The organism is Sinomicrobium halophytocola, assembly GCF_052983395.1.
Map to the genome: position 1 here is coordinate 229,093 of NZ_JBRKIT010000011.1, position 19,074 is coordinate 248,166.

The 19,074-nt window shown below is 42.4% G+C and carries 12 protein-coding genes; 8 read left to right on the forward strand and 4 right to left on the reverse strand.

The window, feature by feature from the left end:
- Positions 1–30: 30 nt before the first annotated feature.
- From ACVBDY_RS03170 to ACVBDY_RS03180, 3 genes are all read right to left on the reverse strand, one after another.
- A complete protein-coding gene (locus tag ACVBDY_RS03170; protein WP_447174018.1) occupies positions 31–1,836 on the reverse strand; it encodes a RagB/SusD family nutrient uptake outer membrane protein in 1,806 nt (601 codons plus the stop codon).
- A gap of 36 nt (positions 1,837–1,872) precedes the next feature.
- Entirely contained in the window at positions 1,873–5,238 is a 3,366-nt protein-coding gene (locus tag ACVBDY_RS03175) for a TonB-dependent receptor (protein WP_447174019.1), read from the reverse strand.
- A gap of 152 nt (positions 5,239–5,390) precedes the next feature.
- Entirely contained in the window at positions 5,391–6,551 is a 1,161-nt protein-coding gene (locus tag ACVBDY_RS03180; protein WP_447174020.1) for a FecR family protein, read from the reverse strand.
- 102 nt (positions 6,552–6,653) lie between these two features.
- Here ACVBDY_RS03180 and ACVBDY_RS03185 point away from each other — a divergent pair, with 102 nt between their 5' ends.
- Positions 6,654–7,271, forward strand: a complete 618-nt coding sequence (locus tag ACVBDY_RS03185) for an RNA polymerase sigma factor (protein WP_447174021.1) — start codon at positions 6,654–6,656, stop codon at positions 7,269–7,271.
- A 184-nt stretch (positions 7,272–7,455) separates the two neighbouring features.
- Here the strand turns inward: ACVBDY_RS03185 and ACVBDY_RS03190 are convergent, their stop codons facing one another.
- Positions 7,456–8,043 carry an RNA polymerase sigma factor gene (locus tag ACVBDY_RS03190; protein WP_447174022.1) on the reverse strand — a complete coding sequence of 196 codons (588 nt, stop codon included), beginning with the start codon at positions 8,041–8,043 and terminating at the stop codon, positions 7,456–7,458.
- A 105-nt stretch (positions 8,044–8,148) separates the two neighbouring features.
- Here ACVBDY_RS03190 and ACVBDY_RS03195 point away from each other — a divergent pair, with 105 nt between their 5' ends.
- The 7 genes from ACVBDY_RS03195 (at position 8,149) to ACVBDY_RS03225 (ending at position 19,043) form a co-directional block, all read left to right on the forward strand.
- The gene (locus ACVBDY_RS03195; protein WP_447174023.1) at positions 8,149–9,312 is read left to right on the forward strand and encodes a FecR family protein; all 1,164 of its coding nucleotides are present in this window, start codon (positions 8,149–8,151) and stop codon (positions 9,310–9,312) included.
- A 229-nt stretch (positions 9,313–9,541) separates the two neighbouring features.
- Positions 9,542–12,784: a TonB-dependent receptor gene (locus tag ACVBDY_RS03200; RefSeq protein WP_447174024.1), complete on the forward strand. Its 3,243-nt coding sequence runs from the start codon at positions 9,542–9,544 to the stop codon at positions 12,782–12,784.
- A 23-nt stretch (positions 12,785–12,807) separates the two neighbouring features.
- Positions 12,808–14,274: a RagB/SusD family nutrient uptake outer membrane protein gene (locus ACVBDY_RS03205; RefSeq protein ID WP_447174025.1), complete on the forward strand. Its 1,467-nt coding sequence runs from the start codon at positions 12,808–12,810 to the stop codon at positions 14,272–14,274.
- 54 nt (positions 14,275–14,328) lie between these two features.
- Entirely contained in the window at positions 14,329–16,008 is a 1,680-nt protein-coding gene (locus ACVBDY_RS03210) for an FAD-dependent oxidoreductase (RefSeq protein WP_447174026.1), read from the forward strand.
- Between the two features lie 3 nt (positions 16,009–16,011).
- Complete coding sequence (locus ACVBDY_RS03215) at positions 16,012–17,457, forward strand: carbon starvation CstA family protein (RefSeq protein WP_447174027.1); 1,446 nt, start codon at positions 16,012–16,014, stop codon at positions 17,455–17,457.
- Between the two features lie 34 nt (positions 17,458–17,491).
- On the forward strand, positions 17,492–18,187 hold the full coding sequence (locus ACVBDY_RS03220; protein WP_447174028.1) for an SGNH/GDSL hydrolase family protein: 696 nt from the start codon (positions 17,492–17,494) through the stop codon (positions 18,185–18,187).
- A gap of 16 nt (positions 18,188–18,203) precedes the next feature.
- Complete coding sequence (locus ACVBDY_RS03225) at positions 18,204–19,043, forward strand: sialate O-acetylesterase (RefSeq protein WP_447174029.1); 840 nt, start codon at positions 18,204–18,206, stop codon at positions 19,041–19,043.
- The last annotated feature ends 31 nt before the right edge of the window (positions 19,044–19,074 follow it).

The window sequence follows — 19,074 nt, forward strand, 5'->3', positions numbered from 1 at the left end:
ATTCTCATGCTTTAAAAATGACTATAAGACTTACCAACCCGGGTTCCCCACAAGGTTCCCGTTCTTGTTCAGTTCGTCCTGTATGATATTCCACAGGTAATTTTTCTTTTCAAACACCCTGGTCTCAAACTCCACCCTTTTGGAAAAGCCTTCAGTATTATTGGCATTTACGTCCATCCCGTAAAACGGTCCCCCATCGGTATTCTCGGCGATTTTCCATCTTCGGGTATCGAAATACCTCTGGTTTTCAAAAGCGAGTTCCACTCTCCGCTCCTGGCGAATGGCCTTTCGCATGGCTTCCTGCCCCTGTGGGACCGGCAAGGCATTATTTCCCGAACCGTATTGGGGAATTCCGGCCCTTTCCCGGATCAGGTTAATATACTTCAGTATGTCCGGGTGCCCGGGACTGTATTCATTAAGGGCTTCGGCATAACTCAGGTAAATCTCAGCAAGTCGCAATTTCACTTCCATACGGCCCGCAATCTTATCCGGGTTTACTGTACTGCTGGGATGTACCAGTTTACGGGTCACGTAGCCCGTCCTCGACCAGTTCCTTCCTGTATACCTCCCGCTATTCCCTCCGTTGTACATTTCTATGACCAGGGGCTGTCCGCCAGATCCGAATTCATTATTTATCCACTTGCTGCCGTTAAATGTAATTGCAACGTAAAACCGGGGTTCCCTGTTCACATACATATTATAGGTGCCTGCCGCGTAATAGGATGTCCCCTCATCGGCAAATCCTTCTTCGAGATAACCGGATTCCGAGTCATCAATAGGTCTTCCGTTAGCCATGAAATAGGCATCTACGGCAGACTGAGTAGGTCCCCATGAAGACCATCCCCCCACCCGGTATGGCGAACCGTTCTTGTCTACGGAATACATATCCGAAACCTTAGCCATAATGATCTCCGGATTCCAGTCACGCAGAAATACATTTTTCAGGGAAGCGTATGCATTAATACCTCCATCATCGTTATACTCCCTGTACAATTGGTATTGGGGCAGATCTATAACAACTTTCGAGGCATCGGCAGCTTCTTTCCACTTGTTTTCATCATATTGCTGACTAATCAATGGTGTCCCGTCCGGGTTTGTAAAGCCGGCATAATCAGTATTTCCGTTAAACAGCGGACTAGCGGCATAAAGAAGCATCCTGGCTTTAATTGCCAGTGCCATTCCCTGGTTGATCCTGCCCCATTCGATGGTATTATCCGGCTGTATGGGAAGATCAGGAAAGGCTTGGTCTATTTCACTGGCTACATAGTCCGCACACTCGTCATACGTACTTCTGGGAATACTCATTTCTTCAATGGATGCATCCGGCTCTATGGGTTCTTCGGGCAGTATTACAACAGGTCCATACTGACGCATGACCATAAAATAAAAATATGCCCTCAGAAACCTGGCTTCTGCCTTGTATTGGGTCAGTAATTCGGGGGTGAGCTCCTCGTTTGCATCTACATTCTGTAAAAAATAGGAAGCAGACCGGATACCGCGATAGTAATAATTCCAGTAATTGTAATCACCCCGGTTGATATCCCAGCTTCCCAGGTTCATGCTGTAAGTGGGATAATCGTTGTAAGTAACATCCATCTCATCCGAAAGTCCTTCCCAGGGGGTATTACTGGTATTGTGATCTACTTCGGAACGGATATAATTATAGATATTGGCGAGATATTGCTCCGTGGTTGTTCTCTTTTTGAACACATCATCGATAGCCAACCTGTCGTCCGGTACCTGATCCAGAAAATCACTACAGGAAACAAGCGACAACACGAAAAGTACATACAGGACAGCAACGTTAATTTTTTTATTTTTTATTTTGGTTTTCATAATACTCTCGGTTTGTTTTTTTGAATTTTACCAGGTCTAAAAGGACAAACTTACTCCCAGACTGTATGTCTGTATATTCGGATAGCGGGTACCGCTGCCATCACCGAGTTCCGGATCAAACATCTTAAACCTACTAAAAGTCAACAAATTGTACCCTATAAAATATATCCTCATATCCCGTACTCCAAAGCTGCTCAGGGAGCCTTCCGGGATGCTCCATCCGAAATCGAGTGTTTTCAATCTTAGAAATGCGCCATTCATCAACCAGTGGCTGCTCTGTTCGGAATAGTTCTGGTTAATATCACTCCCGTAAGACAACCGGGGATAAAATGCATCCTGACTCGGGTTTTCGGGAGTCCAACGGTCTTTAATATTTTTATACAACCCTCCGCGGGCCGAACCGTTACGAAACGGCATAAATTTGTTGGATAGGTAAAGATCCACTTGCCCAACTCCCTGAAAAAACGCCCCCAGTGAAAATCCTTTGTAGTACAGCGTAGTCCCAAAGCCGTATACCATACGAGGGATGGCACTTCGTCCAATGGCAGTACGGTCATTACCGTCGATAACCCCATCCTCGTTCAGATCACGAAACTTGATATCTCCTGCCTGGACAACACCTGTTGTACGGGCTACTGATGGGTTATCAATCTCTTCCTGGGTATAATAACCGTCGGCTATATACCCGAAACGCTGACCTATGGGATGCCCTCTTCTTTCCATATAAGGAAAAGGCTGGGTCGGCTGGTCGTTTTCTATGACCTTATTTTCGTTAAAAGTAAAAGTCCCCCTGGTCTGCATACTCAGTTCGCCGAAATTTTTATTAAACTCCCCGGTGATATCTATTCCCTTGTTACTGGTTTCTCCCAGATTACCGAGGAGATTGCTACGCAACCCGATAATGGCCGGAACCGCCCCTCTTTCCAGAAATATATTATCTCTTTTTCGGTGAAAAACATCGACCTGCATCGTCAACGCCTCATTCAGTGTAGAAAATTCTATTCCAAGGTTGATATCTTTTTCGGTTTCCCAAGTGACATTAGCCGCATATTCTCCTATGTCCAGACCGCTGATGTAGTTTCCCCGGTCCTGTCCGTAAGCGTATCCTCCCGTTTCTGCAACCGTAGGGATATAGGCAAAACGCCGGCCTTCTATCCTGCTGTTTCCTACTATACCGTAAGAAGCGCGTAACTTTAAAAGCTGAAAAATGTTGTTCTCTCCCCAAAACTTCTCGTTGGAAACTACCCACCCCAGTGCCACGGAAGGGAAAAAACCGAATCTCTGGTCAGGAGCAAAATTCTCAGCTCCGTTATATCCGAAACTTACTTCTGAAATGTATCTGTCACCATACGTATAGTTGAACCTCCCAACTAACCCCAGACTTCTGTAGGGTATGGAACCGATCAGGTCATTTGCCGTGGCACTGATCCTGTCGGTATGGTTATAGAGCGCCATAGCACCCAAATGGTGTTTCCCGAAGGTTTTGTCATATTGAATGGCAGCCTCCAGGTAGAACTGCCTGTCTCCTCCATTGTTTCTTTCAAAAGTGAGATAATCTCTTCCATTACCATTATCGGTTTGCTCGTAAACCAGTTCCCCATTTTCATCCCTTTCCCGGGCATATACGGTATAGGGAACCTTATTGCGGACCAACCTGTTGTTATTTGTGGCATCAAAAGCATACAGCACTCTGGCAGAAAGCCCGTCAACGAGAAAATCCAGGTCCTGCTTTACGTGGATATCAGAATTGATCTGGTTATTATATAGCGTGGAATACCCCCTGTTGGTCAGGAGGTAATAGGGATTATTGAGCCCTCCACCTGTAGACACCCAGGGTTCTACTCCATTAGGATAATGCAACGGATATAGGATAGGATAGGTATCAAAAACCTCTTCAAAAATGGTTTGGGTTCCCGTCCCCGGATAGTTACCATTGGATATCCACCCCTTAATCCCTACGTCTATAGTATTGGAAGGAATAGGCTTGATACTGAGGTGTGAAGTAAAATTGTACCTGGTAAAACTTATTTCGGAATTGTATTTCTCCAGATCACTGGTAGTAAACAACCCCTTTTCCCTGTAATATCCGGCAGAAACATAATAGGTGACCTTATCTGATCCGCCGCTGATATTGAGGTTAGCTTTCTGATTGTAACCGAAATCTTCAAAAATATGGTCTATCCAGTTTACGTCAGGATAAAGATAAGGGTCTTCCTGGGTACGGGTTTTACGGATCATTTCGGCAGAATAGACGGGAGCTTCTCCCCGCGTCACTGACGCTTCATTGGCCATCTGCATGTAGGTAACTCCGTCTGCCGGTTTCGGCACCCTGGTAAAATTTGTGATGCCCTGATAAAAGTCAACATTGATCTTTGTTTTACCTTTTACGCCTTTTTTGGTAGTTATGAGTACAACGCCATTGGCTCCCCTTACTCCGTAAACCGAGGTGGAAGATGCATCTTTCAGGATAGTAAAACTTTCAATGTCATTAGGATCCAGGTTATTAAAACTTCTTTCTACTCCGTCCACAAGGATTAAAGGTCTGCTATTACTCATGGTGTTTACACCCCGCACCCAGAGATCGGCTCCATCCAATCCGGGCTCAGCGCTTCGCTGTACGCCTACAAGCCCTGAAACCCTTCCGGCCAGTACCGTAGATATATTAGCCACCGGCTGTTTCAGCTCCTTAACATTCAAAGAACTCTGTGACCCCAGGGTTTCTATCTTGCGCTGGGTACCGTATCCTACCAGTACAACTTCCTCCAGTGCTGTAATATCCGGTTCCATCGTTATTTGCAGGCTCTGTTGATCAGTCAAGGTAATTTCCCGGGTGAGAAACCCCACATAACTAAATATCAACCGGCTGTTTTCTTCGGAAACGATAATACTGAAATTACCGTCAAAATCCGTCACTACGCCTTTGTTCGTGTCAGCTACGCGCACAGTCACTCCCGGCATGGGTGTTCCCTGTTCGTCATTTACGATTCCCTTTATTTCACGTTGCTGTACTTTTTCATCAGACCGATCGGAGGCTTTCTCTGCGGAAAACTCGAAAAGCAAAATCTTTTTATCTTCAATTTCATAGACAGTGTTCGTCCCGGAAAAAATATGATCCAGGACCTTCTCTACAGGCTGTTCACGCATCTCGACAGAAACCTTCCGTTGCATATCTACGATGCTGGAGTGAAAGATAAATTTAAACTCGGTACGGGTCTCGATCTCGTCAATAAGACTTTCTATGGTTACATCATTCATATCCAGGGATATCCTGGTATTCTGTGAATAGGTTCTGGCCTGGATGCTATATATTATTGCAAACGACAGGAGTAAAGATATCTTCATCTTTAAGTTCAGTTTTACCATATCACGGGAAAAACTTCCCGGATGTAATAGGTTTTTCATAACTTTAAATGTTTTAATTGGTGATTGGCATTCGTGCCATATCCCATACCATCGGAAAATGTTCCCGCATTTTCCGATTTTTTGTTTTTTGCAGTGGCGCTATGGGATATGTACTGTTTTTGGTGTGTTCCGGTTATTATATCATAGGCATATTAGTTAATGATTATTTTATTATTTACAATATTATATTCAATGTGATTTACCTTGTTGAAATAGTACAGTACTTCTTCTATAGTTTCCTTTTGGACATTAAAACTGGCATTAAAGGGCTCTTTAGTCAATTCATGGTTATTATTGATTATAGTTACATTGTAGTACCGCTCCAGCTTTTTGATAATATTTCCAAAGGGGGCATTCCTAAATACAATATCCCCGTTTATCCAGGAGGTATAGATCGAAGTATTTACCCTTTCCGTAGAAATATTCCCCGCATCTTTGTCAAGGGTTCCCTTGAATCCCGGGCTCAAGGGGATTTTTTCATCGCCTTTCTCTTCTCCTTCAGCCGAAGACAAAAGCACCGATCCGTTAACCAGTACCACTTCAGACGCCCTGTCTTCCGGGTAAGCGGTGACATTGAATTCCGTCCCTGTCACCTTTACAAATAGTCCTTCTGCCTTTACCTTGAAAGGATGTTCTTTATCTTTAGCCACATCAAAATATGCTTCCCCATTAAGAAAGACTTCCCGACTTTCATTTTCAACAAACCGTACAGGATACTTCAGGGAACTTCCCGCATTGAGATGAACATAAGTACCGTCCGAAAGCAATACCTCAAAGGTCTTTCCATGGGGGACCACCAGCTTGTTATACGACAACTTATTGGTGTTTTCCTTTCCCGTATAGGCTATCCTGTTGCCTTCCTGCTCCCCCAGGATTTTTCCGTCTGCCCCCGTAACCTTTGAAACTTCACTTTCCCGAATAGCCCTGGTTTCTCCATTTTCCAATTGAAGGATCACAGATTCCTCTTCAATGACCAATTGTTCTTCCCGGGCGAAGTATTCCGTCCTGAAGAAAAGACCTGCCGCCAGGAAAAAAACAGCTATTGCCGCATATTTTAATACACTACGTATCCGATGCCTATATAACAGGCTTTTATCCTGCCGTATTTTTCGGAGTAGTTTCTTTTTAGTATGATTGACATCATATCTGTTCATATTATGGTCCATGGCATAGTTGATTTTCAAATAGTTTAAAAAGACCTGTTCGTGGGCCGGATCTTTTATCCATTGACCTAATATTTCCAGTTCATCAACCGATGCTGTCGAACCGTTAATATATTTTATTATCAGTTCTTCTATATACGGGGGAATCATTTTGTCATTGTTTACCTCTATTACGAGACAAATTCAATTAACCCTAACTTTTTTTACTTTTTTTTTATATTTACACAAAAACTAACATCATTTTATATCATATTGAAAAGTAACCCTTCGAATTACGAAAAGCTGATAAAACAATTAAAAAAAGGAAATGAACAGGCCTTTTCCCAGCTTGTAGACAAATACCATCATTCCCTGTGCATATATGCCCGGAGTTTGTCGCATGACCCTTATAAAGCTGAAGACATCGTGCAAAATGTTTTTCTCAAAACCTGGGAACAACGTAAAAGACTAAAACCGGATTTTTCCATCAAGAACTTTCTGTACCGATCCGTCTACAATGAATTCATAGATCAATATCGCAAGTACCAATCGGTAACCGAACTGGAAAAAAAATACATCGAAGCCCTTGATACTTTAGTCGAAGAAGAAGAGGAAAACCCACTAGCGAAACTCATAGCCCTTGTTAGCCAGGAAATTCAAAATCTTCCTCCGAAGTGTAGAAAAGTCTTTGTACTGAGTAAACGAGACGGGCTTACCAATACGGAGATTGCCGAATATCTTGATATTTCGGTAAAGGCAGTTGAAGCACAAATGACCAAAGCATTCTGTCTTATTCGGAAAAAAGTCGGAAATAAATCGAATACAATGCTCTTTATCCTGTACGGTAATCCGAAGTTAATTTCTTCGATCGCTTCGAGTACCTATTATTGATCCTGCCCAACGAGGTTCCTTTGATGATGTTATGAATAAATTCAATTGCACTATAGCTGCTACTAAATTCCTGAGTATATCTTGATATAGACCTTCTACCGTAAGGTATCTTCGCCCCATTATATCTCCTTTTATTCCAAAATAAGTGTATTCTTCTATACATGATTTATTATATCAATATAGCTTACTTTCCAATAGGAGCCGGGTAAAAAAGCATGAACAAAAATGACTCATATTTATCTCCAAGCTTTTGTCTAAGAATCGAAAAAGCATGAGTTATATGGGCTTCTACAGTTTTGATGGAAATATTCAAATAGTCTGAGATTTCCATGTTAGTAAGTCCTTCCCTTTTGCTGAGGGTGAAAATTTCACGACATTTTTTCGGTAAGTTTTGAATTTCTACGGTGACCTGTTCAATCATTTTCTCCAGTGCTTCTTCATCCATTGATCCGGCAACTTCATTTAATAACCCGTAATGGGAATGTTCCAATGGAATTACTTTTTTGTTCCTGCGATATTCCATCAAGAATTCATTGTAAGCTGTCTTGTATAAAAATCCTTGTAAGGAAAATTCGGAATTCAGTTTTTTTCTAAAGTGCCAGGTTTTAATAAAAACATTCTGTACGATATCCTCAGAAGTGGAGTGGTCATTTCCCAATGCCTGACAATAAGAATATAATCTTTGATGGTATTTATCCACTAAGTACATAAATGCTCTTTCATCTCCATCCTTCAGACATTTAACAAAAGTTTTGTGATCTTCAAAATACATAAACCGCTTTTTTTAAATACAAAATATGCCAATATTAAAAAAAATTATCAAAAATATAAGGGTATTGTAAATTTCATGCATAATATTATTGAAGTGTAAGAAATCATGGGAAATAAAAAATTCGAGCATCTTTTAGTCAAGTATCTGCATAGAACGGCTACTGAGGAAGACCTGGATATGCTGGATAAATGGATTCAGAATCCAGAACATAAATTAGTGCTTAAAGGGCTGATAAAAGTATTATTTATTACTCAAATTGCTATGAATAAACCTGATTCCAATAAAATAAAGGATGCCCTAAGAAAAGAAATAAAAAAGGAGGGAGAAAGAACGAAAAGACTCCGAAGAGGCAAATATATCCGATATGCGGCAACGGTGATGATTCTTCTCTCTCTGGGATATTTTTTCATGCAGCCTTTGTCAACTGAGAAGTCTTTACATAAAATTTCCATGCCATCCGATAGTGAGATCACTCTTGAATTGAGCAATGGTAATGTTGAGGTTATTTCAGAATCAGCAGATTCAAGATTAGTAAGTGAAAAAGGAGCTTTTATCGGAAAACAAAAAGGAAATAGGATAACTTATAATAAAAAAACAGAGGACCCGGATGTATTTTCATATAATCAATTGACCGTACCCTATGGAAAGAGATTTGAGCTGGAACTCTCGGACGGGACAGTAGTCTATTTAAACTCAGGATCTTCCTTAAAATATCCTGTGAACTTTCCGAAACATAAGGAAAGGCTGGTTTATTTATCCGGAGAAGCATATTTAGATGTTGCCAAAGACACCGGGAGACCTTTTATTGTTAACGCCAACACTTTAAATATAAAGGTTTTAGGCACACAATTCAACATCTCTACCTATCCGGAAGATCAGACGACTGATGTTGTTCTGGTGGAAGGTTCTGTCTCTTTAGATATGGAGAATGCTGACTTTCCGGAGCATAAATCTGTTCTTCTAAAGCCAGGTTTTAAAGGCAGTTTTGACAGAAGGGAAAACAATATCACCACAACAGCGGTAATTACGGACACTTATACTTCCTGGATGAAAGGAAAGTTGATTTTTAGAAATATGACTTTCGAGAATATCTTAAAAAAACTGGAAAGACATTATAACGTTACAATTATCAATGAAAATCATAAGTACAGGGATAAAAAGTTTAATGCAAATCTTGGAAATGAACCTATTGAAGAAGTATTGAAGTATTTTAAAAACACCTATGATATTGAATATAAAATTAATGACCGACATATAACCGTTAAATAAACTTAAATTTTTCGCCTATGCATAAATAGAAAAACACCTGAAAACTTCCGATTTCAATGACGGGGTCTGGTCATTTGATCTACAAAAAAAATCGGGAAATGTTCGCGCATTTCCCGATTTAGACAAAATGGTCAGACTTAAAGTATAACCACATCAATATTACAAAATTATGAAAATTCCTCTGAACCGTACCAGGAAAAGACCTGCGTTGGTCAAATTTGATTTAAGAATGAAAATCAGTTTACTTTTATTGTTTACGGGTGTGTTTGCAATAAGCGCCCGAAATTCATATTCACAGAATACGAAAGTATCCGTTGATCTAAAGAATGTAACTGTAGAGAAATTCATCGATTACATTGAAAAGAAGACGGAATACAGGTTCCTGTATTTGATTGACGATATCAATCTACACAGGGAAGTTACCGTTAAAGTCAGGAATGAAAAGATTAATGTTATTCTGGATAGGATCTTTTCAGGCTCTGATACCACATATTCGATTGAAGACAAGCAAATATCCCTGGTCAGAAGATCTGACCAAACAAACAGGTCGCAGCATACCATTGCACAATACGCAATAAGCGGCAGGGTTATCGATAGTACAGGTACTGTTTTGGCGGGGGCCAACATTATCGAAAAAGGGACCACTAATGGAACACAAACCGATTTTGACGGAAATTATTCCATAAATGTATCCGGACCTGAATCTGTACTTGTTTTTAGTTACGTAGGGTTTCAATCCCAGGAAATTAAGGTGGGTGATAAAACCTCTATTAATATAACCCTCATAGAAAGTGCAGAAGGACTGGAAGAAGTGGTAGTTGTAGGCTACGGTTCCGTAAAACGGACAGATGTCACAGGAGCCGTTTCAACCGTTAACTCAAAAGACCTGACTGCCTTACCGACGTCCGACGTCCAACAGGCCCTAAAAGGAAGGGCTTCCGGGGTCAGGGTTGTTCAGAATTCCGGACAGCCGGGGGCTAATGTCCAGATCCAGATACGAGGTGGGAACTCCTATTTAGGGGATAATAATCCTTTATATGTAGTCGATGGTTTTCCCATAGTTGGAAGTATTTCCTTTCTCAATCCCTCCGATATACAGTCTATAGATATTCTGAAAGATGCTTCGGCTACCGCTATCTATGGCTCCAGAGGAGCAAACGGTGTAGTTATGATTACCACTAAAAAAGGGACGAAAGGACAACAGGGTAGAATTGATTACCAGAGTTATTATGGAGTCCAGGAAGTCATAAAAAAATACAAAATGATGAATTCTTCCCAGTTCACAGGATTTGCTAATCTACGGGCTGTTAATGAAGGTGTAGCAGAACCCTTCGATTTGGACAACCTCCCGGAGGCCGATACGGACTGGCAGGATGAAATTTTCAGGTCGGCTGCAATCCAAAGTCATACGCTTACATTCTCCGGGGGTAATGAAAAATCTTCCTATTCCGTTTCCGCCAATTACTTCGACCAGGATGGAGTAATTCTAAACTCCAGTCTTAAAAGAGGATCCCTGAGACTGGCGCTTAATCAGGATGTAAATGACTGGCTGAGATTAAGTACCGATGCGGTACTAACACGCTGGGAAAATAATGATGCCAACGTTAATAACGGTTCCGGTGGGGGAAATAATATTTTTGCTGCTGCACTTGCTGCACCGCCAACCATTGCACCTTATGATGCAGAAGGAAATCTGAACGAGGTGGGCATATATCCCTTCAGTCCCGTGGTTATCAATAACCCCCTGGCTTATGCGGAAATCCTGGATCGCCAGTATTCTACCAGGGTATTGGCCAATATTTCTGCCGAGTTCATACTTAGCGATCATTTGAAACTTAAGATACTGGGAGGTACGCAACAGGCATTTACCGAAAGTAATTATTATTCTCCCTCTATCATTACAAACCGTACACCGACAGGTTATGGACTCACCGACATGACCAGAAGTATTTCTTATTTGAACGAGAACATCCTTACGTATGACAGGCAGATCGGGAATAATGACAGGCTGAATGTTGTTGGAGGTTTTACCGTTCAGACTTTTCAAAGCAAATATAACGGGTCCAGCGCCACTGGTTTTGCGACCGACGAGCTACAAAACAATGCGCTGGGTTCGGGGAGCAATACCCTTCCTAATAGTTCTTCTATCACGGAATGGACCTTGTTATCATGGCTTGGAAGGGTAAACTACCATTTAAACGATAAATATCTGTTTACGGCAAGTATAAGAGCCGATGGATCGTCCAGATTTGGAAAAAACAACAAATGGGGAATCTTTTCTTCAGGTGCATTCGCCTGGAAAATCAAGAACGAAGAATTTCTAAAGGACTGGGACCCCCTGTCCAATTTGAAACTGAGGATCGGATACGGAGAAACCGGAAGTACAGCCATTGATCCCTACAGGTCCCTGAATTCCCTCGGGCAGACCAGGGCTACATTCGGGAATTCCGATGTGATAGGATTTGCAAACCTTTCCGCCCCTAATCCTGATTTAAAATGGGAAACCACAACTCAGCTTGGTATTGGCCTGGATGTAGGATTTATCAATGACCGTTTCAGGTTTACTATAGATTACTACAATAAAAAGACCACAGACCTTCTCGCGATAATTCCCCTACCGGAATCTGTCGGGTACAGTTCATTGATCACTAACCTGGGAGAGGTAAGAAATTCCGGGATGGAATTCAGCCTCGGAGCACTGGTTTTTGACGGTGATTTTAGCTGGGACATTTTCGGACAATTGTCCTTTAACAGGAATAAGGTAATCACCATTGGAGAAGATATATTAGGAGGTCCTTTGGATATTCCTTTTGCTGCTCCTATAAACATTGCCAGGGAAGGAGAACCCCTGGGAATGTTTTATGGTTTTGTAGAAGATGGCTATGACGATCAGGGCGTAATTAATTACAGGGACCTTAACGGAGACGGACAAATCTCCAACGAAGACCAGCAGATCATTGGAAATCCGTATCCGGATTTTATCTATGGTTTGAATAATACCTTTAATTACAAAAATTTTGAGCTGAATATTTTTGTAGAAGGGTCTCAGGGAAATGATCTTTTCTGGGCTACCGGTGCAGTGGTAGCAAACTCTCTGAGCGAAGGAGGAAATCAGCTCTCAGACTTGTCCGATAATTATTGGAGTCCACAAAACACGGATGCGCGCTATCCCGCACCAACCGCCAACCGTTCTCAATTCAGGGTCTCCGACAGGTTTATTAAAGACGGATCTTATCTGCGGTTAAAAAATATCAGGTTAGCATACAACCTGCCTGTCTGGGATACGGGGCTTCCCATCAAATCCCTGCAACTGTATATCAGCGGACAAAACCTTATTACACTAACGAATTATCCCGGGCTGGATCCGGAAGTAAATACCCGGGCAGCCCAGGGGGATCTAAGAATCGGGATCGATCAAACAGGTTATCCTTCTTCCAAAATCTTCACCCTTGGTTTGAACTTACAGCTGTAACTAACCGTCATAAACCTATAAAAATGAAAAGAATACAAATAATCATAGTCTTAATCTTGTCCCTGACATTGGTCAATTGCGGGGATGAATTAACCGAAGACCCCAAACACTTTCTGGTAAAGGAGAATTTTTACAGAAATGAATCCGATGCTTTTTCAGCTTTAACAGCTGTATACAGTACTCTCGGGCAAGATGGAGGGTTTCCGACGATCTGGTATATGGCCATGCTGGAAAACAGGGCCGATTACTCTAATGGCAGGGGAAGTCAATCCCCGATGAGTGTCTATGACCTCCCTCTCGATAATAGCAATCAAAGCAGGATGTTCGATGCCTATGCCGATATCTACAGAGGAATCAACCGCGCAAATGCCGTACTCGACAATGTCCCCGGAATTGATATGGATGAAGTGATAAAGAAACGATATATTGCCGAAGCCAGGTTTTTAAGAGCCTATTTCTACAGTAACCTGGTAAAGTATTGGGGAGGTGTTCCCATAAGAGATCACGAGTTTACTGATCTTAAAGATATTGCCACACCGAGAGCTACAGTTCAGGAAACATGGGACTTTATTATTAAGGACCTGGAAGAGGCCATACCAGACCTTGCCACTTCATTTCCGGATTCTGAAAGTGGCCGCGCTACACGTTGGGCGGCAAAAATGCTAATGGCCGACGCCTATCTTAATACAGAAAAATGGCAGGAAGCAAGCGACCTGGCCGACGAAGTCATTACAAGCGGGGCTTTTTCACTGGTTGAAGTGAATGAAGCAGAAGATTTTATGCAGATATATGGCCCGGGAGTTAATACACATTCAGAAGATATTTGGTCAATTCATCACAGCGGAACAAACGGACAACGCATACCTACTTATATAGGAGATCCCGGCATGGGCTATTCTGTAGGGGGCTTCAGGGGATGGGTTCCCGTAGAGAATTCCGTTTTTGGAAGGTGGGACGAAAATGACCTTCGGAAAGAATTTAACCTGTTCTCCTATAGAATTATTGATGGCGATACGGTTTGGGTAAACCAGGAAACTCCTGTTCTGTTCAGAAAGTTCAGGGATCCTGATGCACCGGATACTGATAACAGCAGAAACAATGTACCCGTTTTCAGACTGGCGGAAGCCTATCTTATTTATGCCGAAGCGACCAGTGAATTAAAAGGCCAGCCGGATAATATGGCATTGGAAAGACTCAATATTATTCGAAGAAGAGGATACGGATTGGACCTGAACAGTCCTTCCGGAATAGATTATCCTTCAGGGATGTCGGCTTCGGACTTCAAGGATAAGGTTTTAGATGAAAGAGCATTCGAGTTTGTTCTGGAAATGAAAAGATGGAACGACCTCTTAAGAACCGGTAAGGCACAACAGGCCATTGAAGCTACAGGGAAAGCATGGAATGACGTAAGCCTGCTTTTACCCCTTCCCGTAAATGAGATCAATAATAACCCTGCCCTGAGTCCGAGTGACCAGAATCCGGGGTATTAAGAGAAATACGAATAGCACTATCCCATACTTATTTTTTAATTTAAAATCTTCAAAATGAATCCGAAAAAGGCTATACAATTGCTCCTAATCATCTTTTTCAGTATATCATCTCATGGGCAAATCCAAAAGGCTGCTCCGGCAGTGGAAACAGATGTTGTAATCTATGGCGGGACTTCGGCAGCTGTGATTGCTGCGGTCCAGGTAAAAAAAATGGGGAGATCCGTAGTTGTAGTATCTCCCGATAAACATCTTGGCGGTCTTTCCTCTTCCGGACTGGGATATACCGATACGGGAAATAAAAGTGTAATAGGCGGCCTCGCCAGAGAGTTTTATCAGCGGATCTATAATTATTACCAGGAATCTTCCACCTGGAAATGGCAAAACAGGGAATCCTATGGCAACATTGGGCAAGGAACCCCTGCTATTGACGGGGAACACAGGACAATGTGGATATTCGAGCCGCATATAGCAGAACAGGTATTCGAGGATTTTATAAAAGAACACGAAATTACCGTTTACCGGGAAGAATATCTCAACAGGGAAACCGGGGTCGAAAAAACCGGGGACCGGATTAACGCCATAACAACGGAATCCGGTCTTAAATTTAAGGCAAAGGTATTTATAGATGCTACTTACGAGGGAGATCTCATGGCCTCTGCAGGAGTTTCTTATACGGTAGGAAGAGAATCTTGTGATACTTATAAGGAGCAATGGAACGGCATCCAGCCCGAAGTATTTCACCATTCCCATCATTTCGGGAATTTCGGGATAAGCCCCTATAAAGTACCCGGAGACCTGGAAAGCGGGCTGCTTAAAGGAATCTCTCCAGAGGCCCCGGGAGCGAAATGCGACAGAGACCACAGAATACAGGCATATTGTTTCAGGGTATGTATGACCCGGGTAAAAGAGAATCGAATGCCTTTTGAGAAACCGGAGGGCTATGACCCGGAACAATATGAGTTACTGATCAGACTATACGATAAAGGCTGGAACGAGACTTTTAACAAGTTCGATCCTGTTCCCAATTTAAAAACAGATACCAATAACCACGGTCCTTTTAGTACAGATTATATAGGAATGAATTACGAATATCCCGAAGCCGGTTATCAAAAACGCAAGGAGATCGTCAAAGCTCATGAAACGTACCAGAAGGGACTGTTTTATTTTATGGCTACAGATCCGCGTATCCCGGAGGAAGTCCGGAAAGAATTCGGACAGTGGGGCCTGGCCAAAGACGAATTTACAGACAATGACCATTGGCCCTATCAGATTTATGTCAGGGAAGCAAGAAGAATGATAGGGCAATATGTAATGACCGAGCACGAAATCCTCGGAAAAAAACCGGTACCCGACCCTATAGGTATGGGATCTTACACCCTGGACTCCCACAATGTACAAAGGTATATCACCAGAGAAGGTTATGTGCAGAACGAAGGGGATATCGGGGTGCATCCGGATAACCCGTACCGGATTTCACTTGGCGCTATTCTACCAGAAAAAAAAGAATGTAACAACCTTATTGTGCCGGTAGCAGTTTCAAGTTCCCATATAGCTTTCGGGTCTATTCGAATGGAGCCCGTGTTTATGATACTGGCGCAAAGTGCTGCCACTGTTGCCGTTATGGCCATTGAACATAATAGCGCCGTAGTTCAGGACCTGGAGTACGGGCCACTCAGAAAACAGCTTGAAGCTGACGGGCAGGTCCTTGAATCGACATCATCGCAAAATCATTAGCCCATGATTTCATTTATAGTATCCATATGCGTACTTATAGCCGGTTATTTTCTCTATGGAAGTTTTGTCGAAAAGATCTTTAAAGTAGACCCGGATCGTTCTACTCCTGCATACAGGCTAAGGGATAACGTTGATTTTATTCCCTTGCCGACCTGGAAAGCTTTTTTGATACAGTTTTTAAATATTGCCGGACTAGGGCCGATCTTCGGTGCCATTTCCGGGGCTATGTTCGGCCCTTCTGCATTTTTATGGATTGTCCTGGGTTGTATTTTCGGCGGAGCCGTACACGATTATTTTTCCGGAATGCTATCGTTAAGACACAACGGGTTAAGTATTAGCGAGGTTGTAGGAATTTATCTGGGACCTCACACCAAACAGGTAATCCGGCTGTTTACGGTAGTCCTTCTAATCTTTGTAGGTACTGTTTTTCTGGTTGGGCCTGCTAAAATTATAAATGAACTCACGGGAAATTTCGCAGATCAGTGGATATGGGTAGCCATCATCCTCGTTTATTATATTTTATCCACCCTGCTCCCCATAGACAAGTTGATAGGGAAACTCTATCCCATCTTCGGGCTGGCCATGCTTATTATGGCTTTCGGCCTATTGATCGCTTTATTGTCGGGCCGGTATGCCATTCCGGAAGTTACCTTCTCCAACCTTCACAATATGACGGGGAATCCCCAACAGACCCCTATGTTCCCTATACTGTTTGTAACTATTGCATGCGGCGCTGTTTCCGGATTTCACGCCACTCAATCGCCGATGATCTCAAGATGTATCACCAATGAATCCCGGGGAAAACGGATCTTTTTCGGAGCCATGATCACCGAAGGTATCGTCGCTCTTATCTGGGCGGCGGCGGCAATGGTCTTTTTAGGCAACGTGGAAGGGCTCAATACAGCTATGGAAACAAACCACAATAATGCTGCATGGGCTGCTAATGAGATTGTTACCAAAATGCTTGGAAATATAGGAGGGGTGCTGGCCCTTATCGGAATTGTAGCAGCACCGATTACCTCGGGGGATACCGCTTTCAGATCGGCACGCCTTGTCATAGCAGACACCTTTTCCCTCAAACAGGACAGCATACAAAAACGGTTATATATAAGCAGTCCGCTGTTTATCATTGCATTTTTACTGACTTTAGTAGATTTTGGCATAATCTGGAGATATTTTGCCTGGAGCAACCAATCCCTCGCCGTGGTGGTATTATGGACCGTAACCGTCTACCTGTATTACACCGGAAAATTCTATTGGATAAGCCTAGTCCCGGCAGTGTTTATGACCATGGTTTGTACCACTTATATCCTGATAGCCCCTGAAGGTTTTGAGCTCGATAACAACATTTCCTATATAGGAGGGGCCATAGCCACATTATGCGTTACAATTTTGTTCCGGATTTATGTACTCAAAGGGAAAACCGCATTTGAAATGGATTATGTGTGAATTTTGTAAAAAGAAAACCCAAATACTTATCCTGATGGGCATAAGTATTTTATCCCTTATCCGGGCATACGGACAAAATCATTCCGTGATCAACTCCGGAGTGTGCGGAAATACCACCGGGGATCTGCTGACCCACCTCGATGCCGATGTATGGGAAAAACATCCGGACCTGATCCTCTTAATGATAGGCACCAACGATATGCTCAATACGTCCAAGATGATCTCCTTCAAGGAATATGAAGACAATCTCAGAACCATATTGAACAAGATCAAAGAATGGAAAATAGGATGTATCCTGGTCAGCCCCCCTCCCGTGGACACTATTTATTTGTATCAAAGGCACGATCCGGAAATGTTCAAACAGGATCCCAACAGCAAACTGGACAGTATTACCTCTGTTATGAAAAAACTGAAAGATATTTATGGTTTTGGAATGATAGATCTGTATCACGTTTTTTCCGAAAAGAAAATACCTGTGCATAACCAGGACCGGTTCATAAAAAATGAGTTGAATAGTGGTGAAAAAGACGGGGTCCATCCTACGGCTGAAGGCTATTACTTTATGGCAGAAAGGATTTACGAATATCTCATGCAAAACAACCTGATAGAAAACGGTATTAAGATTCTGTGTTTCGGAGATTCCATAACCTATGGAAAGCATGTAAAAGGACAAGGCACTTCCCTGGGAGAGACTTACCCTGCCTTTTTACAAAAACTAATCGATAATTAAGAACGGAAAATTTATTATGACAATAAAAATCAATAGTCTGTGTATATGTTTACTGTTGCTGGTTTTGGGAACGGGGTGCCATAATACTAACAGGAAGAAAAACGAAAAGGATGTTACAAAGAAAAACGAAAAAGAATCGGTCGGCCTCATCATTCTCGCAGGGCAATCCAATATGGTGGGTGCCGGACAGAAAAAAGAGATCGATCATAAAGGGATAAGTGAACATATCACCTATTACAATTTTGGGAAAAGTTCCAAGCTCTCACCTGCTTCCGATAGTTCATTCGGACCGGAGTTAGGTATCTGCGATAAATTATCAGCATATTTTCCGGACAAGGAATTCATACTTATCAAATATGCCGTTGGTGGTTCTTCCCTGTATGATTGGGCTGTAGATTATGACTTCGAAAAAGTAACAACAATGGGAACCCCCGAATTTGGCAAGCTCTATGATTCATTAGTTCACCATACCCGTATAATTGTAAAAGGAGAAAAGATTAAACCGATAGCCTTGGTCTGGATGCAGGGCGAAACAGATGCGAGATTCACAACGGCCGGAAAAGACTACTATGCCGGTTTCCGAAAGCTTATCAGCAGTATCCGTAAGGATATGGATCAACAGGATTTACCCGTACTATACGGCAGGGTCAACCCGGTTATCGAACGGTATCCCGGAGCCGAATTGGTGCGGGAAGCCCAGGAAAAAATAGAAAAAGACGTAGAACATGCCTATATGATTTCTACAGAAGGCCTTGACAAAAATCAGGATGAGTTACATTATTCCTCCAAAGGGCAGATTGGGTTAGGACACAGGTTTGGAAAAGTGTTAACGGACCTTATACAAAAGAAAAATTGAGACTATTCAATCATATACAAACAAAAGATCA

Bases quoted from the DNA above. Each gene is read 5' to 3' on its own strand.
- ACVBDY_RS03200 (WP_447174024.1), top strand. From the start codon at position 9,542: ATGAAAATCAGTTTACTTTTATTGTTTACGGGTGTGTTTGCAATAAGC.
- ACVBDY_RS03190 (WP_447174022.1), bottom strand. From the start codon at position 8,043: ATGTATTTTGAAGATCACAAAACTTTTGTTAAATGTCTGAAGGATGGA.
- ACVBDY_RS03175 (WP_447174019.1), bottom strand. From the start codon at position 5,238: ATGAAAAACCTATTACATCCGGGAAGTTTTTCCCGTGATATGGTAAAA.
- ACVBDY_RS03205 (WP_447174025.1), top strand. From the start codon at position 12,808: ATGAAAAGAATACAAATAATCATAGTCTTAATCTTGTCCCTGACATTG.
- ACVBDY_RS03195 (WP_447174023.1), top strand. From the start codon at position 8,149: ATGGGAAATAAAAAATTCGAGCATCTTTTAGTCAAGTATCTGCATAGA.
- ACVBDY_RS03210 (WP_447174026.1), top strand. From the start codon at position 14,329: ATGAATCCGAAAAAGGCTATACAATTGCTCCTAATCATCTTTTTCAGT.
- ACVBDY_RS03180 (WP_447174020.1), bottom strand. From the start codon at position 6,551: ATGATTCCCCCGTATATAGAAGAACTGATAATAAAATATATTAACGGT.
- ACVBDY_RS03225 (WP_447174029.1), top strand. From the start codon at position 18,204: ATGACAATAAAAATCAATAGTCTGTGTATATGTTTACTGTTGCTGGTT.
- ACVBDY_RS03215 (WP_447174027.1), top strand. From the start codon at position 16,012: ATGATTTCATTTATAGTATCCATATGCGTACTTATAGCCGGTTATTTT.
- ACVBDY_RS03220 (WP_447174028.1), top strand. From the start codon at position 17,492: ATGGGCATAAGTATTTTATCCCTTATCCGGGCATACGGACAAAATCAT.
- ACVBDY_RS03170 (WP_447174018.1), bottom strand. From the start codon at position 1,836: ATGAAAACCAAAATAAAAAATAAAAAAATTAACGTTGCTGTCCTGTAT.